Genomic DNA, 15,413 nt, shown 5'->3' on the forward strand with positions numbered 1-15,413 from the left:
GGCTCTCAGCTGAAAGTGACGGGAAGGTGCGACATGCCGCGGAGGCTGACGTTCGGCCGGTAGATCGGTTCGCCGGCGAGATGGGCGTTCGGGAACCGCGCGGTCAGTGCCGTCAGTGCGGTGACGGCTTCGAGCCGGGCCAAGGGTGCGCCGAGGCAGAAGTGCGCGCCATGGCCGAAGGCGAGATGGCGGAACGCAGCCCGGTCGGGGTCGAATTCGTCGGGGCGGACGTATTCGGCGGGGTCGCGGTGCGCAGCGCCCAGCAGCAGGACCGCGGAATCACCGGCGGGCACCACGGTGTCGCCGATGATCATGTCGCGTTCAGCGATGCGGTCCGACAGCTGTACCGGGGGATCCCAACGCAGGGTCTCCTCCACCACGGACGGCAACCGGCCGGGGTTCTCGGCGGCAGCGTGCCACTGACCACCATGGGTCAGCATGGCCAGTGCAGCGTTGGCGATCAGGTTGACCGTGGTTTCGTGCCCGGCGACGAACAACAGCTCGCAGGTGGCCACGATCTCGTCTTCAGTGAGCTGCTCACCGGCCTCTTCGGCGGCGACCAGGGCCGACATCAGGTCGTCCCGCGGTGCGGTGCGCCGCTCGCGAATCAGCTCGCGCAGATACTCATACATCCACGTGGCAGCGTCGAGACGTTCCTGGCGGCCCGCATCAAGGTCACCGACCACCGGGAGAAAGTCATCCAGGCCCTGGGCGATGAGCTTGGAGGCTTGTCCGAACCGCGGTTCGTCCTCGACGGGCACGCCCAGCAGTCGGCAGATCACGATGACCGGCAGCGGGTAGGCGAGGTCCTCGACGACATCACCACTGTCGGCGACGCGGTCGAGGAGGCCGTCGACGATCGCGGTGATCTCGGGCTGCAACTGTCGAATCCGGCGCGGGGAGAACGCTTTCTGAGCCAGTTTGCGCAGCCGGGTGTGATCGGGAGGATCAAGGATGAGGAAGCTGTGGGTGTCGAAGCCCGCGGGGTCCGCACCACCGGCGATGGCGTTGCGCACCACAGTCGACTTGCGGCGGTCAACAGCTCCGTCGGGGTGGCGCAGAATCTGGTCGCAGTCGGCGTAGCTGCCGAAGACGACCATATTCTGTTCGGGGAGCGCGAACGGTGCGGCGTGCGCGGCCGCGCGGAAGGCCGGGTACGGGTCGGATCGGATGGCGGGGTCGAAGATCGCTTCGAAGCGCTCCTGGGGGCCGGCCGGGATTATGGCGGACATCGTGGGTCAGCTCCCTTGCTGAATTGTCGCAGTCGCACCGGTGGGAACCTCGGCGCGTGACGGGGCGGGTGGTTGATCGCCGAGTGTGATTGCTGTTGAGGGCTTTTCACTCCACCCCGGCGGCTTGAGCAGATAATTGAGGCGACCGTGCCACGTCTTGGCGTTCCAGACGTCGCGGGCGGCGCGGGCGAGTTCCCAGTAGTTGACCTTGACCGGGTTGTAGGTGGTGATCTGCTTGGTCAGGCCATAGAAGACCTGCTCGGTTTCCTCGGCGTAGGTGCCGAACATGCGGTCCCAGATGATGAAGATGCCGCCGTAGTTCTTGTCCAGGTAGGGGTTGTTGACGCCGTGGTGTACCCGATGGTGTGACGGGGTGTTGAACACGAACTCGATCCAGCGGGGAAGCAGCCCGACACGCTCAGTGTGGATGGGGAACTGGTAGGTGAGGATGACCGCTTGCAGCACGAACAGCAACCACAGCGGCAGGCCGGCCACCAACAGCGGGACGTAGAACAGGAACGACGACAGGATGTCGGTGGGCATCAACCAGCCCAGCCGCAACGCAGTGGTCTGATTGAAGTGCCGGCTGGAGTGATGCACGCTGTGGCCGATCCAGAACATCCGGATCCGGTGGTGAGCTCGGTGTTCCCAGTAGTAGACGAAATCGACCAGGATCAGCGCGGGCAGCCACCACGCCGCTGACCACTGCACCGGGGCCAGCGCTGCGGCGAGCAGCAGCACCGGCAGCTGGACGACCTTGGAAATGACGTCGGTGAACGCGCCGATGCCCGACATCGACAGGCTCGTCACCGCGTCCTTGGCGCTTACTCCGGCCATCGGCCGCCGCGGTGGCTGCTCCCGGCGCTTCTCGACGTAGTAGGCGAGAAACTCCACGGCGATCAGCACGGCGAACGCCGGAAGCGTCCACAGCGAGATGTTGTCGAGCAGATCTGACACGAGGTTCTTCTTTCTGACTGGCGCGGCGCTGAACGCTGCTGCGTGACACCGCCATCATGTCTAGGTCATTCGACTAGGTCAAGTGACCTAATTTGTGATGTGTGTCGCGTAGGATGATCGGGCGAAGGCATGACCAGCAGTTTTGATGGTCTGGCAGACTGGCCACCATGACGGGCTCTGCACCACGAAGCACCGAGCGACGTGATACGAGCAAGCGTGATGCCTTCGTTGCGGCGGCGGTCCGGGTGATGGCCCGAGACGGCGTCGCGGCATTGACGACCCGACGGATCGCCGACGAAGCCAACCTGCCGCAGGGGATATTCCATTACTGGTTCGCCAGCAAGGCCGAACTCCTCGAAGCCGTGCTGTACGCGGTCATGGCCGATGCCGCCACCGCCACCGCGCCGGCGGAGTCCAGCGACGACCCAGCCGCCAACTGGAAAGCGGCTTTTCAGAAGATCCGTCAGGATGAGGCCGGCCGTCAACTCGGCGCCTACGAACTCACCGCCATGGCCCTGCGTAACCCCGAGTTGAGGGAGATGGCGCAGAAGCTCTACCAGAACTACCACGACATGGCCCGCTCCGACGTTGCGCCTCTTGTCGACGAACTCAACGCCGGCGGAGCGCAACTCGACGTCGACGTCACCGCGAGTCTCATCGCCGCGCTCTTCGACGGCTTGACCTTCTCGTGGTTGGCCAACCCCGACGGACCGCCCCCCGAGGAGGTCATCGACCTCGCTTTTCGCCTCCTGCGCAACAGCTCTCGCGGCTAGCGCAGCAGCGACACCACAGGAGACAGAAGGTGGCAAGGGAGACGAAGGGTGACAACGTGGACGCAATGAGCGATCTGAGGCGCACACGTCCAGGTTGAATCACCCACGATGAGTCGCCGCAACTGTTGCGGGTGTCGGTCGGTGACCGGGCGGCGGACGCACCAAGAGTGCGTCGGTGGCGTTTGGCGCGCCGCCGCCCAGACCGTCAGTAGTCCCAGACTGCCGGGATGAACCGGAACGCTCCACCGAGTGCGGCCACATGGCACACCGACGGAAACGGCAGGTGGGTGGCCACGAGTTGTTCGCCGCTCGCCGACAGGTCGGTCAGTAGCTGGATTCGGACTCGGGTGGCCTCTTCGGGGTCGTGCTCGAAACCGTTCTGCCAGTCGGGATTGTCGAACCCGGGTTGAAAGACCGCGTCGCCGGCGAAAGTCATTGCTTGACCGCGGGATTCGATGCGCACGATGCTATGTCCGGGGGTGTGTCCGCCGGTGCGGCGTAGCAGCACCCCGGGCGCGACCTCGTATTCGTTCTCGAACGTGCGTAACTGGCCCCGGTAGAGGTCCAGGAACTGGGCGGCGGTTCGTCGCAGCACCGGCGGGATCGACGCCGGCATGACGGTGCACGAGAAGTCCGGTGACTCCCAGAACTCCGCCTCGGCGGTGGCGACATGCACCCGCAGGTCGGGGCGCAACTTGTTGCGCAGTCCGTCGACGAGCAGCCCGCCGATATGGTCCATATGCAGGTGGGTGAGCACGACATCGGTCACCGACGACGGCTCGACTCCGGCCGCGGACAGTCGCACGCCCAGTTGACCGGCCCGCGGAAAGTCGGGAAACTCGGTGCCCAGGCCGGAATCGATCAGGATGGTCCTGCCAGCGCTGCGCACCACTGCGACGTTCAGCGGCCAGTCCAGAATTTCCGGGGGCAAGAACATGTCCCTGAGCCAGGCCGAGTATGCGGCCGGTTCGGCGTTGGTGGCCATCGTCGAGGCCGTGATGGGTAGTACGCCATCGCTGATCACCAGCACCTCGATGTCGCCGACCTTGAGGGCGTACCGCGACGGCACCAACTCGTCGAGACCGTGACCACCGCGAATCAGGTTGTCCACGCTCATGAATACTCCAATCCTCACGAAGGTGCGGGTTGCACGCTTCCGGACGGTCGAACGCGCACCCGTGCCGGGACTCATCCCCGCTACGATCGACGGCTATGTCAGGCACGCTGCGCGGACGCGACAGCGACTGCGCGGTGCTCGATGAGCTGACAGCGCAGGCCCGGGCGGGGCGTAGCCAGGTCCTGGTCCTGCGAGGTGAGGCCGGTGTCGGTAAAACCGCACTCCTGGACCATCTGTCGGAGAACACGTCTGGCTTCGCGTTGACGCGGATATCCGGCGTCCAGTCCGATATGGAACTCGCGTTTGCCGGACTGCAGCAGCTGTGCGCGCCGTTACTCGGCCATCGCGAGACGTTGCCGGCGCCGCAGCGCGCCGCACTGGATGTCGCGTTCGGTTACGGCGCCGGTCCCGTACCTGATCGCTTCCTGGTGGGCCTGGCCGTACTGAGCCTGCTGGCCGCCGCATCGGCCGAGAACCCTGTGTTGTGCATCATCGATGACGCGCAGTGGCTGGACCAGGTGTCGTTGCAGACACTGGCGTTCGTCGCACGGCGGCTGCTGGCCGAGCGGGTGGCTATGGTGTTCGCCCTCCGCGAGGGTCACCCCGACGTGCTTGCCGGACTGCCCGAACATACCGTGACGGGGCTGAGCGATGCCGCGGCGCGCGAGTTGCTCGAGTCGGTCATGATCGGAGGTATCGATCCACTGGTGCGTGACCGTATCGTCGCCGAGACCCGCGGTGTCCCACTGGCACTCATCGATGTGCCGCGCAGCGTCTCGGCCGCCGAGTTGACAGGCGGCTTCTGGATCTCGGGGCGGCGTTCCTCCACCGCTGCAATCGAGGACGGATTCATCGCGCGCATCCAGGCGTTACCCGGGCCCACCCGGCAGTTGCTGCTGGTGGCCGCGGCCGAACCGATCGGCGATGCGGCGCTGTTTCTCCGTGCCGCAGCGCAATTGGCTGTGCCTGTCGAGGCACTCGGTCCCGCCGAGGACGCCGGCCTGATCGAGTTCGGGGCGCGGATGCGCTTCAACCACCCACTGATGCGCTCGGCCGCCTACCGCGCCGCGGATCTGAGCGAGCGCCGCGCCGCGCATCGGGCGCTGGCCGAGGCAACCGACCCACAGGCCGATCCTGACCGCCGAGCCTGGCATGCCGCCAATGCGGCGGTGGGTCCTGACGATGCGGTGGCAGCCGACTTGGAGGCCTCGGCCGACCGCGCTCAACGGCGGGGTGGAATTGCGGCGGCCGCATCCTTTCTGGAACGCGCGGCCGTGCTCACCCTGGATCCGAAGCTGCGCGGATCGCGTGCCATCGCGGCGGCCCAGGCCAAACGTGAGGCCGCGGCGCCGGATTCGGCGTACGCGCTGCTCTCGATCACGGATTCCGCACCACTGGATGCCTTGCAGAAGGCGCAGGTGGTGCGGATGCGGGCCCAGATGGATTTCGTGCGCAGCCGGGCCGGGGTGACCGGCGCGCCGACGGTGGGTCAGGCCGCTGCCCAACTGCTCGATGCGGCGCGCGGATTGGACGGCCTTGATGATGAACTGGCAAGGGAGACATACCTGGAGGCCCTTGCGGCCGCTATGTACGCGGGGCGTCTCGGCGCACCCACCCTGCTGGCGGAGGTGGCCGCTGCGGGTGCTGAGGCCGTTCGCCGCGTCGGTCATCCGGCGCGGCCCATCGATCTGTTGCTCGGCGGCATGTCTGCGCGGATAATCGATGGCCCCGCCGCCGGTGCTGCGGATCTTCTTGCTGCACTCAACCTCTGGAATGCTCATGCGGAGCACGATCCAGTCCAGTGGTTGTACTGGCCGTTCCCGGTGATCCAGGAGTCCGCCGCCCACGAGATGTGGGATGACGCCGTGCTCGAACGCATCGCCGCCGATACCGTACGGCGTGCCCGCGACGCCGGAGCCCTGGCTGCGCTTCCGCCGGCCCTCGGCTACCGGGCTGGGGTCCATTTCTATCGAGGTGAATTCGGTTCGGCGGAAAGGCTCCTCCGGGAGTCCGCGGCGATCACCGCGGCCATGGGGCAGGAGCCGGTGCGCTACCACACCTTAAATCTGGCCGCCTGGGGCGGTGCGGCCGCCGAGGCCGTCGAGCTCATCGAGGCAGCCGCGGCAAACGGTGCGGCTCGCGGAGAAGGCCGACTCATCGGATTGGCCGCGTTCTGCAGCGCAGTGCTGCACAACGGCCTCGGCCGCTACGAGGAGGCGCTCACCGCCGCCCGGCGTGGCTGCGAGTACGAGGATCTCGGGTTGTTCAGCTGGTGCCTCTATGAACTCATCGAAGCGGCCGTGCACCTCGGCGATCGAAAGACCGCCGCTGCTGCGCTACCGCGATTCACCGAACGCGCCGCCTCCACCGGCACCCAGTGGGGCTTGGGCGCGGTGGCGGCGGCGCAGGCACTGGTTGCCGACGACGCCGCCGAGGCGAAGTTCATCGAGGCGATCGAGCGGCTGGAGCAGGCCGATATCACCTTGCATCTGTCGCGGGCGCGGCTGTCCTACGGTGAATGGCTCCGCCGGGCCAATCGTCGCAACGATGCCCGGCACCAACTGGGCATCGCCCACAGCATGTTCACGACCATGGGGGCGCAGGCGTTCGCGGAACGGGCCCGCCGCGAACTGGTGGCCACCGGTGAAAAAGTGCGCAAGCAGCCGGTCGGCGCGGGTGACGAGCTAACGGCCCAAGAAGCGCAGATCGCCGGGCTGGCCGCCGGCGGGCTGACCAACTCCGAGATCGGTGCTCAGCTGTTCCTCAGCACGCACACGGTGGAGTGGCATCTGCGCAAGGTCTTCGTCAAGCTCGGAATCAAATCGCGCCGTCAGTTGCGCGACCTCCCGTGGTGACCACGTAGTTCTCAGACCACGTAGTTCTCAGACCACGTACTTCCAAGGGTCCGCATCGGCACCGCACGGGCCAGGCTGGTTCTCGAACAACCCTTGGACCTGGAGATTCTCATGAAAATCGTCGTCATCGGTGGCACCGGACTCATCGGCTCGAAGGTGGTGTCCAAGCTCGACCAGCACGGCCACGAAGTGGTACCCGCATCCCCGGCATCGGGAGTCGACATCCTCACCGGCAAGGGGCTGGCCGAGGTGTTGACCGGCACGGACGTCCTTGTCGACGTCGCCAACTCACCGTCCTTCGAGGACGAAGCGGCGCTGGAGTTCTTCACCCGGGCCGCCAAGAACCTGCTGAGCGCGGGCAAGGCCGCCGGGGTGTCGCACTACGTCGCCCTGTCGGTGGTGGGCACCGACCGGCTGCAGGACAGCGGCTACTTCCGCGCGAAGTCGACCCAGGAGCAGTTGATCCGAGAGGGCGACATCCCGTTCACGATCGTTCGTGCCACCCAATTCTTCGAGTTCGTTGGCCGCATCGCGGACTCGGCCACCGAGGGTGAGACGGTACGCATCACCTCGGCGCCGAGCCAGCCGATGGCCGCCGACGATGTGGCGACCGCGGTGGCACGCACCGCCGTGAGTGAGCCCGCGAGCACCATCGTCGAGGTGGGCGGCCCGGAACGGATCGGCCTCGACGAACTGGTGACCCTTCAGCTGCGGGCGACCGGCGACGACCGCGAGGTGGTCACCGACCGCACGGCGCCGTACTTCGGCGTGGTGCTCGACGACCAGACGCTGGTGGCCGGCGACGCGGCGACGGTCTTCGGCACCCGGTTCGCCGACTGGCTGGCCGACTCCGTTGTCGCGCACTGATCCGGAAAGTACCGACATGACGCTGACGGCGGTACCCGACGCCCACCTCGCCGCGCGATTCGCGGCCCAGACCCAACCACTGATGGACATGCTGCACCGCGGTGCCCGCCGACTGACCCGATCTGAGGCCGATGCCGAAGATCTGTTGCAGGACACGCTGTTACACGCGTACACGGGCTATCCGCATTTCCAGGACGGCACGCATCTCAAGGCCTGGCTGTTCAAGATCATGTACAACCGGTGGGTCAGTAACCACCGTCGCATGCAGTGTCGGCCGGCCGAGGCCGCTATCGACGAGATCACGGACCGGGTGCTGGCGCGGTCGGCGGTGCACATGTCGGCCGAAGCCGAGGTGCTGAGCACGCTGACCGACCCTCAGCTCACCGATGCGCTGGCCAAGCTGCCGGAGGGGTTCACCGACGTGCTCTTCCACGCCTTCGTCGAGGGACACACCTACGCCGAAACCGCCGCCATCATGGATATCCCGGTGGGCACCGTCATGTCGCGAGTGTCTCGCGCGCGGCGACGTCTGCGTGACGTCCTGGCGCCCGCCGCGCAGCGGGTGGCGTGATGGAACTGGCAGGGCAGACCGCGCTGGTCACCGGTGGCACTGCAGGTATCGGGCTGGCCTCGGCCAGGTTGCTCGTCGACGCCGGCGCGTCGGTGGACATCACCGGTCGCGATCCGGACCGCGGTGCGGCGGTGGCGGATCTTCTGGGTGTTCGGTTCGTGCAGGCCGACCTCGGCCGGCGCGATGCTGTGGAAGGGCTTGTGCGGCAGGCGGGGGACGTGGACATCCTCATCAACAAGGCGGCGAGCTTCCCGGCCGCGTTGACCGTCGATCAAGACGTCCTCTCTTTCGAGCAGACCTTCGGTGTCAACGTCCGCGGGTTGTACTTCCTCACCGCCGGTGTGGTCCGAGGGATGCTGGCGCGGGGACGCGGCAGCATCGTCAACGTGACCACCATGGTCGCCACCAAGGGCGTTGCCGGTGCCTCGGCGTACAGCGCGTCCAAGGCGGCCGTGGAATCACTGACCCGCACCTGGGCCGTGGAATTCGGTGCGGCCGGTATCCGGGTGAACAGCGTGGCTCCGGGTCCGACCAAGACCGACGGCGTGCTGGAGGCATGGGGTGAATCCAACGAGCGGCTGGGGCGTTCCATGCCGTTGGGTCGGACGGCCGATCCGACCGAGATCGCCCATGCGGTGTTGTTCCTGGCTTCGCCGCGTTCCAGTTTCATCACCGGTTCGACGCTGCATGCCGATGGCGGCGGCAGCGCGCTCTAAGTGCACGAGGAGTGGACATGACTGTGAAGTACGACCCAGGTTGGGAAGACGCGCTGACTGTGGTGGGCGAGGCAACACCACCGTCGATACCCGAGGGGGCACACGCGATGACAGTCATCATCGAGTACCCGCCCGGCAGCGCCGGGGCGCCGCCGCACAAGCATCCCGGTGGGCCGGCGTTCGGTTATGTGCTCGATGGTGAGGTGCTGTTCGAGTTGGAGGGCTCTGCGCCGCGCGTGGTGCGCGCCGGGGAGACGTTCTGGGAGCCCGGCGGGGACGTTATCCACTACTCGGATGCCAACAACCGCAGGGACATCCCGTGCAGATTTCTGGTCACCATGTTCTGCGTTCCTGGAACGCCGATGCTGACGCTGGTCGACACCGACGAGCTGGCCGCGCGGGCGCACCTGCGCGTGAAGGCGTGAGGTCGATGGCGAAAATACTGCTGCAGACCACAATTCCCTTCGACAGCCAGGATTGGGCGATCGACCGGTTCTCCATGCTGGCCGACGTACTGCTGGCCGCGGGGCATCAGGTGGTCGCGCGTGATCGCGCCGGCCACGGCGATGACCCGGTTCTGGTCCGGATCGACGAGCTGGGATACGACCAGCTGTGGCTGATGGCTGTCGATACCGGCGCCGGTTTGACGGAGCGCGAGTGCCAGGCCATCTCGCGATTCCGGCGCGGTGGGGGAGGAGTGCTCACCGCCCGGGACCATCAGCAACTCGGGAGCTGCCTGCTGCGCCTCGGATCGTTGGGGGAGATCAACCGGTTCCACGACGCAAGCATCGACCCGGCCACGATGTGCGATGACCTGGACAACCCCCACATCTCTTGGCCTAACTATCATTCCGGCGCCAACGGCGACTACCAGCCGGTGCTCTCCGACGGTGTTCCGCATGAGTTGCTGCGGACCGCCGCGACGGCCGGTGGCCACATCGCCTGGTTCCCGGCCCATCCGCACGAGGGACTGGTATCTGCGAATGTGCCAGGTGCCGAGGTGGTGGCACGAGGCCGCAGTCAGGCATCGGGTCGGGACTTCAATCTGGCGGTGGCGCTGGTCGGTGAACGTGCCGCCGACGGCGCGTTGTTAGGGCGGGCGCTGGCCTGCTCGACGTTTCATCATTTCGCCGATTACAACTGGGATGTGGACCGGGGCGCACCGGCCTTCGTCACCGAACCCGCCGGTTCCGGGATCAAGGAAGATCCTGCCCGGCTGATTGTGTTCCTCGACTATGTTCGCAACATCGCAGGGTGGTTGACGCCCGTTCACGCCGACCGGCTACCGCGCGTTTCATGACGAGGGCGCGCGATTCGCGTCCGCACCAAGTTCTGCAGAAGCAGACCGGTCAGCCAGAAAACGAACTATGGTCTTGGCGTGGTGGCGGGCGACTGGCGGCCGATAATCCCGGCCGCCACGGTAGGCCGGCCGAGGATCGCCGGTCGCGTCATCCCGCGCCCGGAGGTCGGGCGGCACCTCAAGGCCGCGGAGGGCGGAGACCTCGTCGTCATGAGTGCGCCCGCCGGCTACGGCAAGACGACCGCCGCAGCCCTCTGGGATGACGAGGATGACCGAGCGTTCGCCTGGTTACGCATCGATCACCTCGACGACGACCCCAACCACCTGATGCTCCATATCGCGACCGCGGTGGTGCGCCTGCGGAATCCGGACCATGACGTCCTCCGCTACCTCGGTGCCCCGGGTCGCCTTCCCGCCACCCACCTGCTGCCGGCCGTAGCCCGGCTGCTGGAGGGCAGTGGGCCGCTGGTCCTGCTCCTCGACGACGTGCACAAGCTCACCCGCCCCGAGTCCATCAACACGCTGCGCGCGCTCGTCGACGCGGCACCGGCGACACTGACCGTGGCTCTGCTGGGCCGATATGCGCTGCCATTGAACATGGGACGTCGCCGCCTGCAGCGGAGCATCGTCGAGATCGACCAGGAGATGCTGCGCTTTTCGGCTGACGAAGCGGCCGCTGCACTGGAATCGGTGAGTGGGGCCCACGACCCCGCCACCGTGACCGCGGTCGTCGAACTGTGTGAGGGATGGGCGGCCGGCGTCGTCCTGACCGCGATGGCGTTGCGCGACGGCGCCGCCGTCGGGGCGCTCGCCGGCAGCAACAACCTCGTCGTCGACTACGTTCTGGAGGAGGTCCTCGACCGGCTCGAGCCGGATGCGGCGACATTTCTCATCGAATCGTCTGTGCTGGAACGTTTCACGGCCGAGCACCTCGATGCCGTCCTCGGCCGGGACGATTCCGCCGGAATGCTGGAGTCCATGTCGGCATCGGGCAACCCGTTCCTCGTCTGCCTCGATCAGCAGCACTGCTGGCACCGCTACCATCACCTTTTCGGGGATGTGCTGTGCGCCCGGTTGCGCAATTCGATGCCGGGGCGTTTCCGGGAACTGGCAGCCCGTGCGGCGGACCTACTCGAACGCGAGGGAGATATCGACGAAGCATTGCTGCATGCCGTCGACGCGGGCGACCGGGCGCGTGCTGCGGCGTTGGTGAACCGCGAAGCAGTCCGGTTGGGATTCGACGGCCGTGCCGGAGTTCTGGCCCGTCGTCTGGACATGTTGGACGCGCGGACATTCGTCGAACATCCGGACGCTTCCGTCGCGCGGGCGTGGTTCGGGGTGACGATGGCCGACGCCGAATTGATCCAGCGGTCGCTCATGCTGGCGTTGCGCAGCGATCACGGTCGGGCACTGTCAGACGGGACTCCGTCGGTGCCGGTCGCGGTGGCACTTGTCAGCTCCCTGGTCGGAACAGGCGGAGTCGGTGAGGTGATCCGCCACGCCGATGTCGTCCGAGCCGCCGGCGACAACCTCGTGAACCCGTGGTGGGGAGCGGCCACGGTGATGAAGGGCGCGGCTGAGGCGATGTGCGGCAGGATTACTCAGGCCCGGGTACTGCTCGAGTCGGCCCTGCCGGTGACTGCCGACCTCCCCGGATTCCAGGCTGCGGCGCTGGCCCATCTGGCGCTCCTCGACCTCGCCGCCGGCGACGATGCCGCGGCCATCCAGCGCAGTGACGAAGCCGCCTCGCTCGTCGACAAGTACGACCTGTGCGATGTGGTGCCCATGATCGTCGTGTACTCCACGAGCGCGGTCATGGCGGCGCGCGTAGGCGATACTGCGACGGCGCAGCGGGCGGTGGTCGTGGCGCAGACGCTGCTCGACCGGCTCGGTCAGTTGTCCGCTCGGACGGCTCTGCTCGGGCACGGTCTGCTGGCGTGGACGGCGGTGGCGATCCAGGATTCTTCGCTGCTTTCCAAGCACCTGGCAGCTGCCGAACGCGCGGCCGAACGAGAGCCGGAGGCCGTCGCGCTGGTCCAACGTGTCGAGCGCGTCAAAGCGATGGCCGCCGGCGGCGCGCGGCCGTTGTCCTCGGCCGAACTGCGCCTGCTCCCGCATCTGGCCTCGCACCTGTCCCTGCAGAAGATCGCCGAAATCCTTGTGATCGGCCGTGAAACCGCCAAGAGCCAGGCGACGTCGATCTATCGGAAGCTCGGTGTCTCGTCGCGAGCTGAGGCCGTCGCCGAGGCGAGACGGGTTGGTCTCATCCCCGAGTGAGCGGCAGCCGCACGAGATTCCGCCACAGGGCGCGCAGGCTGTCCGTGCCGCCGAAGAGCGTGGTGAAGTGGGTCGAGTCGACGAGCACGATGTCGCCGGCCCGCTCCCCGTCCGGCGGCATCCAGATGATCGCGTTGAACTCGGTCTCGCCTGCGGCGGTGAACGGGTGGGGACGTTCCAGGTCCACGGGTTGACAGGCCAGCACGCGGAGCGACGCGCCTTCGGGCGCCGTCAGCTCGTAGTGGGGGAGGTGTTGGTGAAAGCTCAGTGACGACACATCGTGCAACAGTCCGAGTTCGTCGATGTCGCGAAACGCCCTGAGGTCGACGGGGTTTCGTGTGCCGGGCAGTACCGCCGGCCTCAACCCCCAGATGTTGTGCACCGGTACGCCCAAACCACGCATCAGAGACCGGGTGTAGCGGCTGAACCGTTGCATGCGGGGTACCAATCGATCTCCGTGGTGTTCGTACTCCACCTGCCGTTGACCGAGGTCGTCGGTGAACCCGACGTCGTGGTGGGGCGCCAGGACCAGGCAGCGGCCCTCATGGCGGAGCCACTCTCGCAGCGCCTCGACTTCCTCCCGGTCGGCCTCCAGTCCTGAGTTGAGGTGGTCGAGGCCGAACACCATCAGCGTGTCGGTGTCGGCGAGGATGCGCTCGTCGATGGGCTGTGGATAGCCGGCCTGATCGACACGCTGGAACACCGCGACCGGATGACCGGTCTGTTCGGCGACCAGGTCCTGGAATGACAGCGTCGATCGATGGAACAGCTCCAGCGTTCCCGCGATGCCCTGGAGGAAGTTCGCGGCATCGAATTCGGGTGTCTCGTATGCGGGGTAGGCGACGTTACGGACCTCGGTCACGGTCGAGAACCGGTTCGACATCGCCGCCGGATCCCTCTGCGCCTCCCAGGGGTAACTCCACGTCCAGTAGATGCTCACGCGGCGGTTTCCGTTCCGGGGCCGCGCGCAGTGGTCCTGGTTGTAGGTACGAGCCGGGCGGGCGCTCACCGGAGTTCACCGGCCAGATAGCGGAGCGCAGAGATGCCCGGCAGGAAGAAGTAGGCGCCACCGCGCAGCGTGGTGAACGCTGGAATGCCCTTGTACACCTTGCGTATGGGGCGTTTCGGCACGGTGAAGTCGAGGGTGCCGTCCTGGGTTCCGGCTATCGGGTCGTGTTCGTTGTCCAGCTCGTGAAACGTTCTGTCGTTGATCCACACGTTCTGCGCGAACTCGAACTGGCGCACCAAGCTGGCGCAGATGATGAATGCCGCGATACCGCGTTCGACGCCGTCGTCGGGTGCCCCGTCCGGAAGCGCCGGACCGTAGGTCGCACCCCGGCGAATCATCCTGCGCCGATTCATGTAGTGCGCGGTATCGCGGGGATTGAGCCGGCGTGCATGTGAGCCCAGCGGACACGCGTACCCGAACGGATCCATCTCCTTGTAATTGAAGTCGTTGTTGCGCATCGGGTCGGCGCCGAGCTCCGGGTCGTCCTTGTCGGGGGAGAGGACCAGAGGTGCACCGCTGCGCCAACGCCCCATGAACTTCGCGGCGAGCAGTTCCTCCTCGTCTGCCGACGCAGAGTTATCGCGCAGGTAGTCCCGGAACAGCCCGACATGTTCCTCGAGCCGTCGGTAGGCCATGTAGCTACCGTTGCGTGCCAGCGCAAGTGGCTGAGGGAGATCGACGACGGGTCCGTCCTCGTCGGGGTATCCGAGAATGAACTCCCCCGGCTCGAGCGCAGCTCCGGAACCGGGGGTGGGATCTTCGCCCGAACCCTTCATCACCGGCTGCGACAACCGGTCCCGAAACCCGAAGTGATCGTGGGCGAAGTTGAACGGAGGTGTGGCGTTGAGGTCGAGGTGGGAGAGGCTGCGCACGCCGTCGGTACGAGCCAGGAGCGCGTCGTGATTGGCGATCGACGTGCGATTCTGCTCCTCGGTTCGCGAGAACAGGATTGCGATGGCGTGGACGTCGTCACCGGCGAGACCATCGAGCCAGTGTTGCGGCGCAGCCGCCCCGGTGTCACCGAGAATTTCTGCCCGCGCCGCCATGCCCTCGCGAAAGGCCCCGGGGAAGGTCGCCAGTGACTCCTCCGGCACCCCGAGTGCCCGCAGGCCGGTCCAGGTGAATGCCAGGGTCACCCAGCGGTCGGAGCTGTCCATCGTGCGGTGGGCGTCGGCCGCGGACTGAACCTTGTCGAGAAGTGCGCTGACCCACGCCCGGCCCCCTTCCGGGGTGTCGAAGGTCAGGAACTCGTAGCGACCGGTCAAGGCAGGCGTCCGGGTCAGAAGGATGTGCTGGATGTCGGACAGCTCCAGCTCGGTGAGTGCCGGTGTCACAGTTGCTTCCCTTTGGTCCACGCCCACGCGGCGATCCGCCAGCGCTCTGCGTGCGAGCGCAGGGCGACGGTGAAGAACGCACCTGTCTGGGTCACTGTGGTACCGCTGAGGTCGAAGGTCATCGTCGCCGGGACGACCAGATAGGCGGTGTCTCCGGTGATATCGCAGTGCAGCGGCTCGGCCAGCGTCACCGTGTAGCCCGAGGCGCGGTGGTGTCCGGCCTCGATCAGGACATCGCGGTACCAGTCCTGTGCGGCGGACGGGCCGGTCCACACATGGGGCGCCATGCCGTCCAGAATGATCCCGTCGGTGTCGAAGACAGCGGCCATACCGGCCGCATCGCCGTCGTTGAAGGCGTGGATATAGCGGTGTACCTCCGCTAGAGGATCAGTCGTGCCCACGGTG

The 15,413-nt window shown here is 66.7% G+C and carries 14 protein-coding genes; 8 read left to right on the forward strand and 6 right to left on the reverse strand.

The window, feature by feature from the left end:
* Window positions 1–5: 5 nt before the first annotated feature.
* Both FHR72_RS14285 and FHR72_RS14290 read right to left on the reverse strand, forming a co-directional pair.
* Window positions 6–1,232, reverse strand: a complete 1,227-nt coding sequence (locus tag FHR72_RS14285) for a cytochrome P450 (protein ID WP_183469037.1) — start codon at window positions 1,230–1,232, stop codon at window positions 6–8.
* A 6-nt stretch (window positions 1,233–1,238) separates the two neighbouring features.
* The gene (locus FHR72_RS14290) at window positions 1,239–2,189 is read right to left on the reverse strand and encodes a sterol desaturase family protein (protein WP_183469039.1); all 951 of its coding nucleotides are present in this window, start codon (window positions 2,187–2,189) and stop codon (window positions 1,239–1,241) included.
* Window positions 2,190–2,356: 167 nt separating this feature from the next.
* Here FHR72_RS14290 and FHR72_RS14295 point away from each other — a divergent pair, with 167 nt between their 5' ends.
* Window positions 2,357–2,962, forward strand: a complete 606-nt coding sequence (locus tag FHR72_RS14295) for a TetR/AcrR family transcriptional regulator (protein ID WP_183469041.1) — start codon at window positions 2,357–2,359, stop codon at window positions 2,960–2,962.
* Between the two features lie 205 nt (window positions 2,963–3,167).
* Here the strand turns inward: FHR72_RS14295 and FHR72_RS14300 are convergent, their stop codons facing one another.
* The gene (locus tag FHR72_RS14300) at window positions 3,168–4,079 is read right to left on the reverse strand and encodes an MBL fold metallo-hydrolase (RefSeq protein ID WP_183469043.1); all 912 of its coding nucleotides are present in this window, start codon (window positions 4,077–4,079) and stop codon (window positions 3,168–3,170) included.
* 95 nt (window positions 4,080–4,174) lie between these two features.
* On the opposite strand from FHR72_RS14300, the gene FHR72_RS14305 reads away from it, so the two are divergent.
* The 7 genes from FHR72_RS14305 (at window position 4,175) to FHR72_RS14335 (ending at window position 12,665) form a co-directional block, all read left to right on the forward strand.
* Window positions 4,175–6,934, forward strand: coding sequence for an AAA family ATPase (locus FHR72_RS14305; RefSeq protein ID WP_183469045.1), 2,760 nt, complete (start codon window positions 4,175–4,177; stop codon window positions 6,932–6,934).
* A gap of 111 nt (window positions 6,935–7,045) precedes the next feature.
* Window positions 7,046–7,801, forward strand: a complete 756-nt coding sequence (locus FHR72_RS14310) for an SDR family oxidoreductase (protein WP_183469047.1) — start codon at window positions 7,046–7,048, stop codon at window positions 7,799–7,801.
* A gap of 16 nt (window positions 7,802–7,817) precedes the next feature.
* On the forward strand, window positions 7,818–8,372 hold the full coding sequence (locus FHR72_RS14315; protein WP_183469049.1) for a sigma-70 family RNA polymerase sigma factor: 555 nt from the start codon (window positions 7,818–7,820) through the stop codon (window positions 8,370–8,372).
* Entirely contained in the window at window positions 8,372–9,088 is a 717-nt protein-coding gene (locus tag FHR72_RS14320; protein ID WP_183469051.1) for an SDR family NAD(P)-dependent oxidoreductase, read from the forward strand. The genes FHR72_RS14315 and FHR72_RS14320 overlap by 1 nt, the downstream gene beginning before the upstream one ends.
* 17 nt (window positions 9,089–9,105) lie before the next feature.
* Complete coding sequence (locus tag FHR72_RS14325) at window positions 9,106–9,513, forward strand: cupin domain-containing protein (RefSeq protein ID WP_183469053.1); 408 nt, start codon at window positions 9,106–9,108, stop codon at window positions 9,511–9,513.
* Window positions 9,514–9,518: 5 nt separating this feature from the next.
* The gene (locus FHR72_RS14330; RefSeq protein ID WP_183469152.1) at window positions 9,519–10,388 is read left to right on the forward strand and encodes a hypothetical protein; all 870 of its coding nucleotides are present in this window, start codon (window positions 9,519–9,521) and stop codon (window positions 10,386–10,388) included.
* Window positions 10,389–10,466: 78 nt separating this feature from the next.
* Window positions 10,467–12,665: a winged helix-turn-helix domain-containing protein gene (locus FHR72_RS14335; RefSeq protein ID WP_183469054.1), complete on the forward strand. Its 2,199-nt coding sequence runs from the start codon at window positions 10,467–10,469 to the stop codon at window positions 12,663–12,665.
* Here FHR72_RS14335 and FHR72_RS14340 read toward each other — a convergent pair.
* The 3 genes from FHR72_RS14340 to FHR72_RS14350 are packed head-to-tail and all read right to left on the reverse strand — an operon-like array spanning window position 12,652 to window position 15,409.
* Entirely contained in the window at window positions 12,652–13,674 is a 1,023-nt protein-coding gene (locus tag FHR72_RS14340; RefSeq protein WP_183469057.1) for a hypothetical protein, read from the reverse strand. The genes FHR72_RS14335 and FHR72_RS14340 overlap by 14 nt on opposite strands.
* On the reverse strand, window positions 13,671–15,008 hold the full coding sequence (locus FHR72_RS14345) for a Dyp-type peroxidase (protein WP_183469059.1): 1,338 nt from the start codon (window positions 15,006–15,008) through the stop codon (window positions 13,671–13,673). Before FHR72_RS14345 ends, FHR72_RS14340 begins: the two co-directional genes overlap by 4 nt.
* Window positions 15,005–15,409, reverse strand: a complete 405-nt coding sequence (locus tag FHR72_RS14350) for a YybH family protein (protein WP_183469061.1) — start codon at window positions 15,407–15,409, stop codon at window positions 15,005–15,007. Before FHR72_RS14350 ends, FHR72_RS14345 begins: the two co-directional genes overlap by 4 nt.
* Window positions 15,410–15,413 lie beyond the last annotated feature (4 nt).

The organism is Mycolicibacterium iranicum (genome assembly GCF_014190915.1).
In the GTDB taxonomy this organism is placed as follows: Bacteria; Actinomycetota; Actinomycetes; order Mycobacteriales; family Mycobacteriaceae; genus Mycobacterium; species Mycobacterium iranicum_B.

What these genes read in the sequence shown, in the direction of transcription:
- FHR72_RS14285 (WP_183469037.1), bottom strand. Translation starts at nt 1,232, where the DNA reads ATGTCCGCCATAATCCCGGCCGGCCCCCAGGAGCGCTTCGAAGCGATC.
- FHR72_RS14295 (WP_183469041.1), top strand. Translation starts at nt 2,357, where the DNA reads ATGACGGGCTCTGCACCACGAAGCACCGAGCGACGTGATACGAGCAAG.
- FHR72_RS14300 (WP_183469043.1), bottom strand. Translation starts at nt 4,079, where the DNA reads ATGAGCGTGGACAACCTGATTCGCGGTGGTCACGGTCTCGACGAGTTG.
- FHR72_RS14305 (WP_183469045.1), top strand. Translation starts at nt 4,175, where the DNA reads ATGTCAGGCACGCTGCGCGGACGCGACAGCGACTGCGCGGTGCTCGAT.
- FHR72_RS14310 (WP_183469047.1), top strand. Translation starts at nt 7,046, where the DNA reads ATGAAAATCGTCGTCATCGGTGGCACCGGACTCATCGGCTCGAAGGTG.
- FHR72_RS14315 (WP_183469049.1), top strand. Translation starts at nt 7,818, where the DNA reads ATGACGCTGACGGCGGTACCCGACGCCCACCTCGCCGCGCGATTCGCG.
- FHR72_RS14320 (WP_183469051.1), top strand. Translation starts at nt 8,372, where the DNA reads ATGGAACTGGCAGGGCAGACCGCGCTGGTCACCGGTGGCACTGCAGGT.
- FHR72_RS14325 (WP_183469053.1), top strand. Translation starts at nt 9,106, where the DNA reads ATGACTGTGAAGTACGACCCAGGTTGGGAAGACGCGCTGACTGTGGTG.
- FHR72_RS14330 (WP_183469152.1), top strand. Translation starts at nt 9,519, where the DNA reads ATGGCGAAAATACTGCTGCAGACCACAATTCCCTTCGACAGCCAGGAT.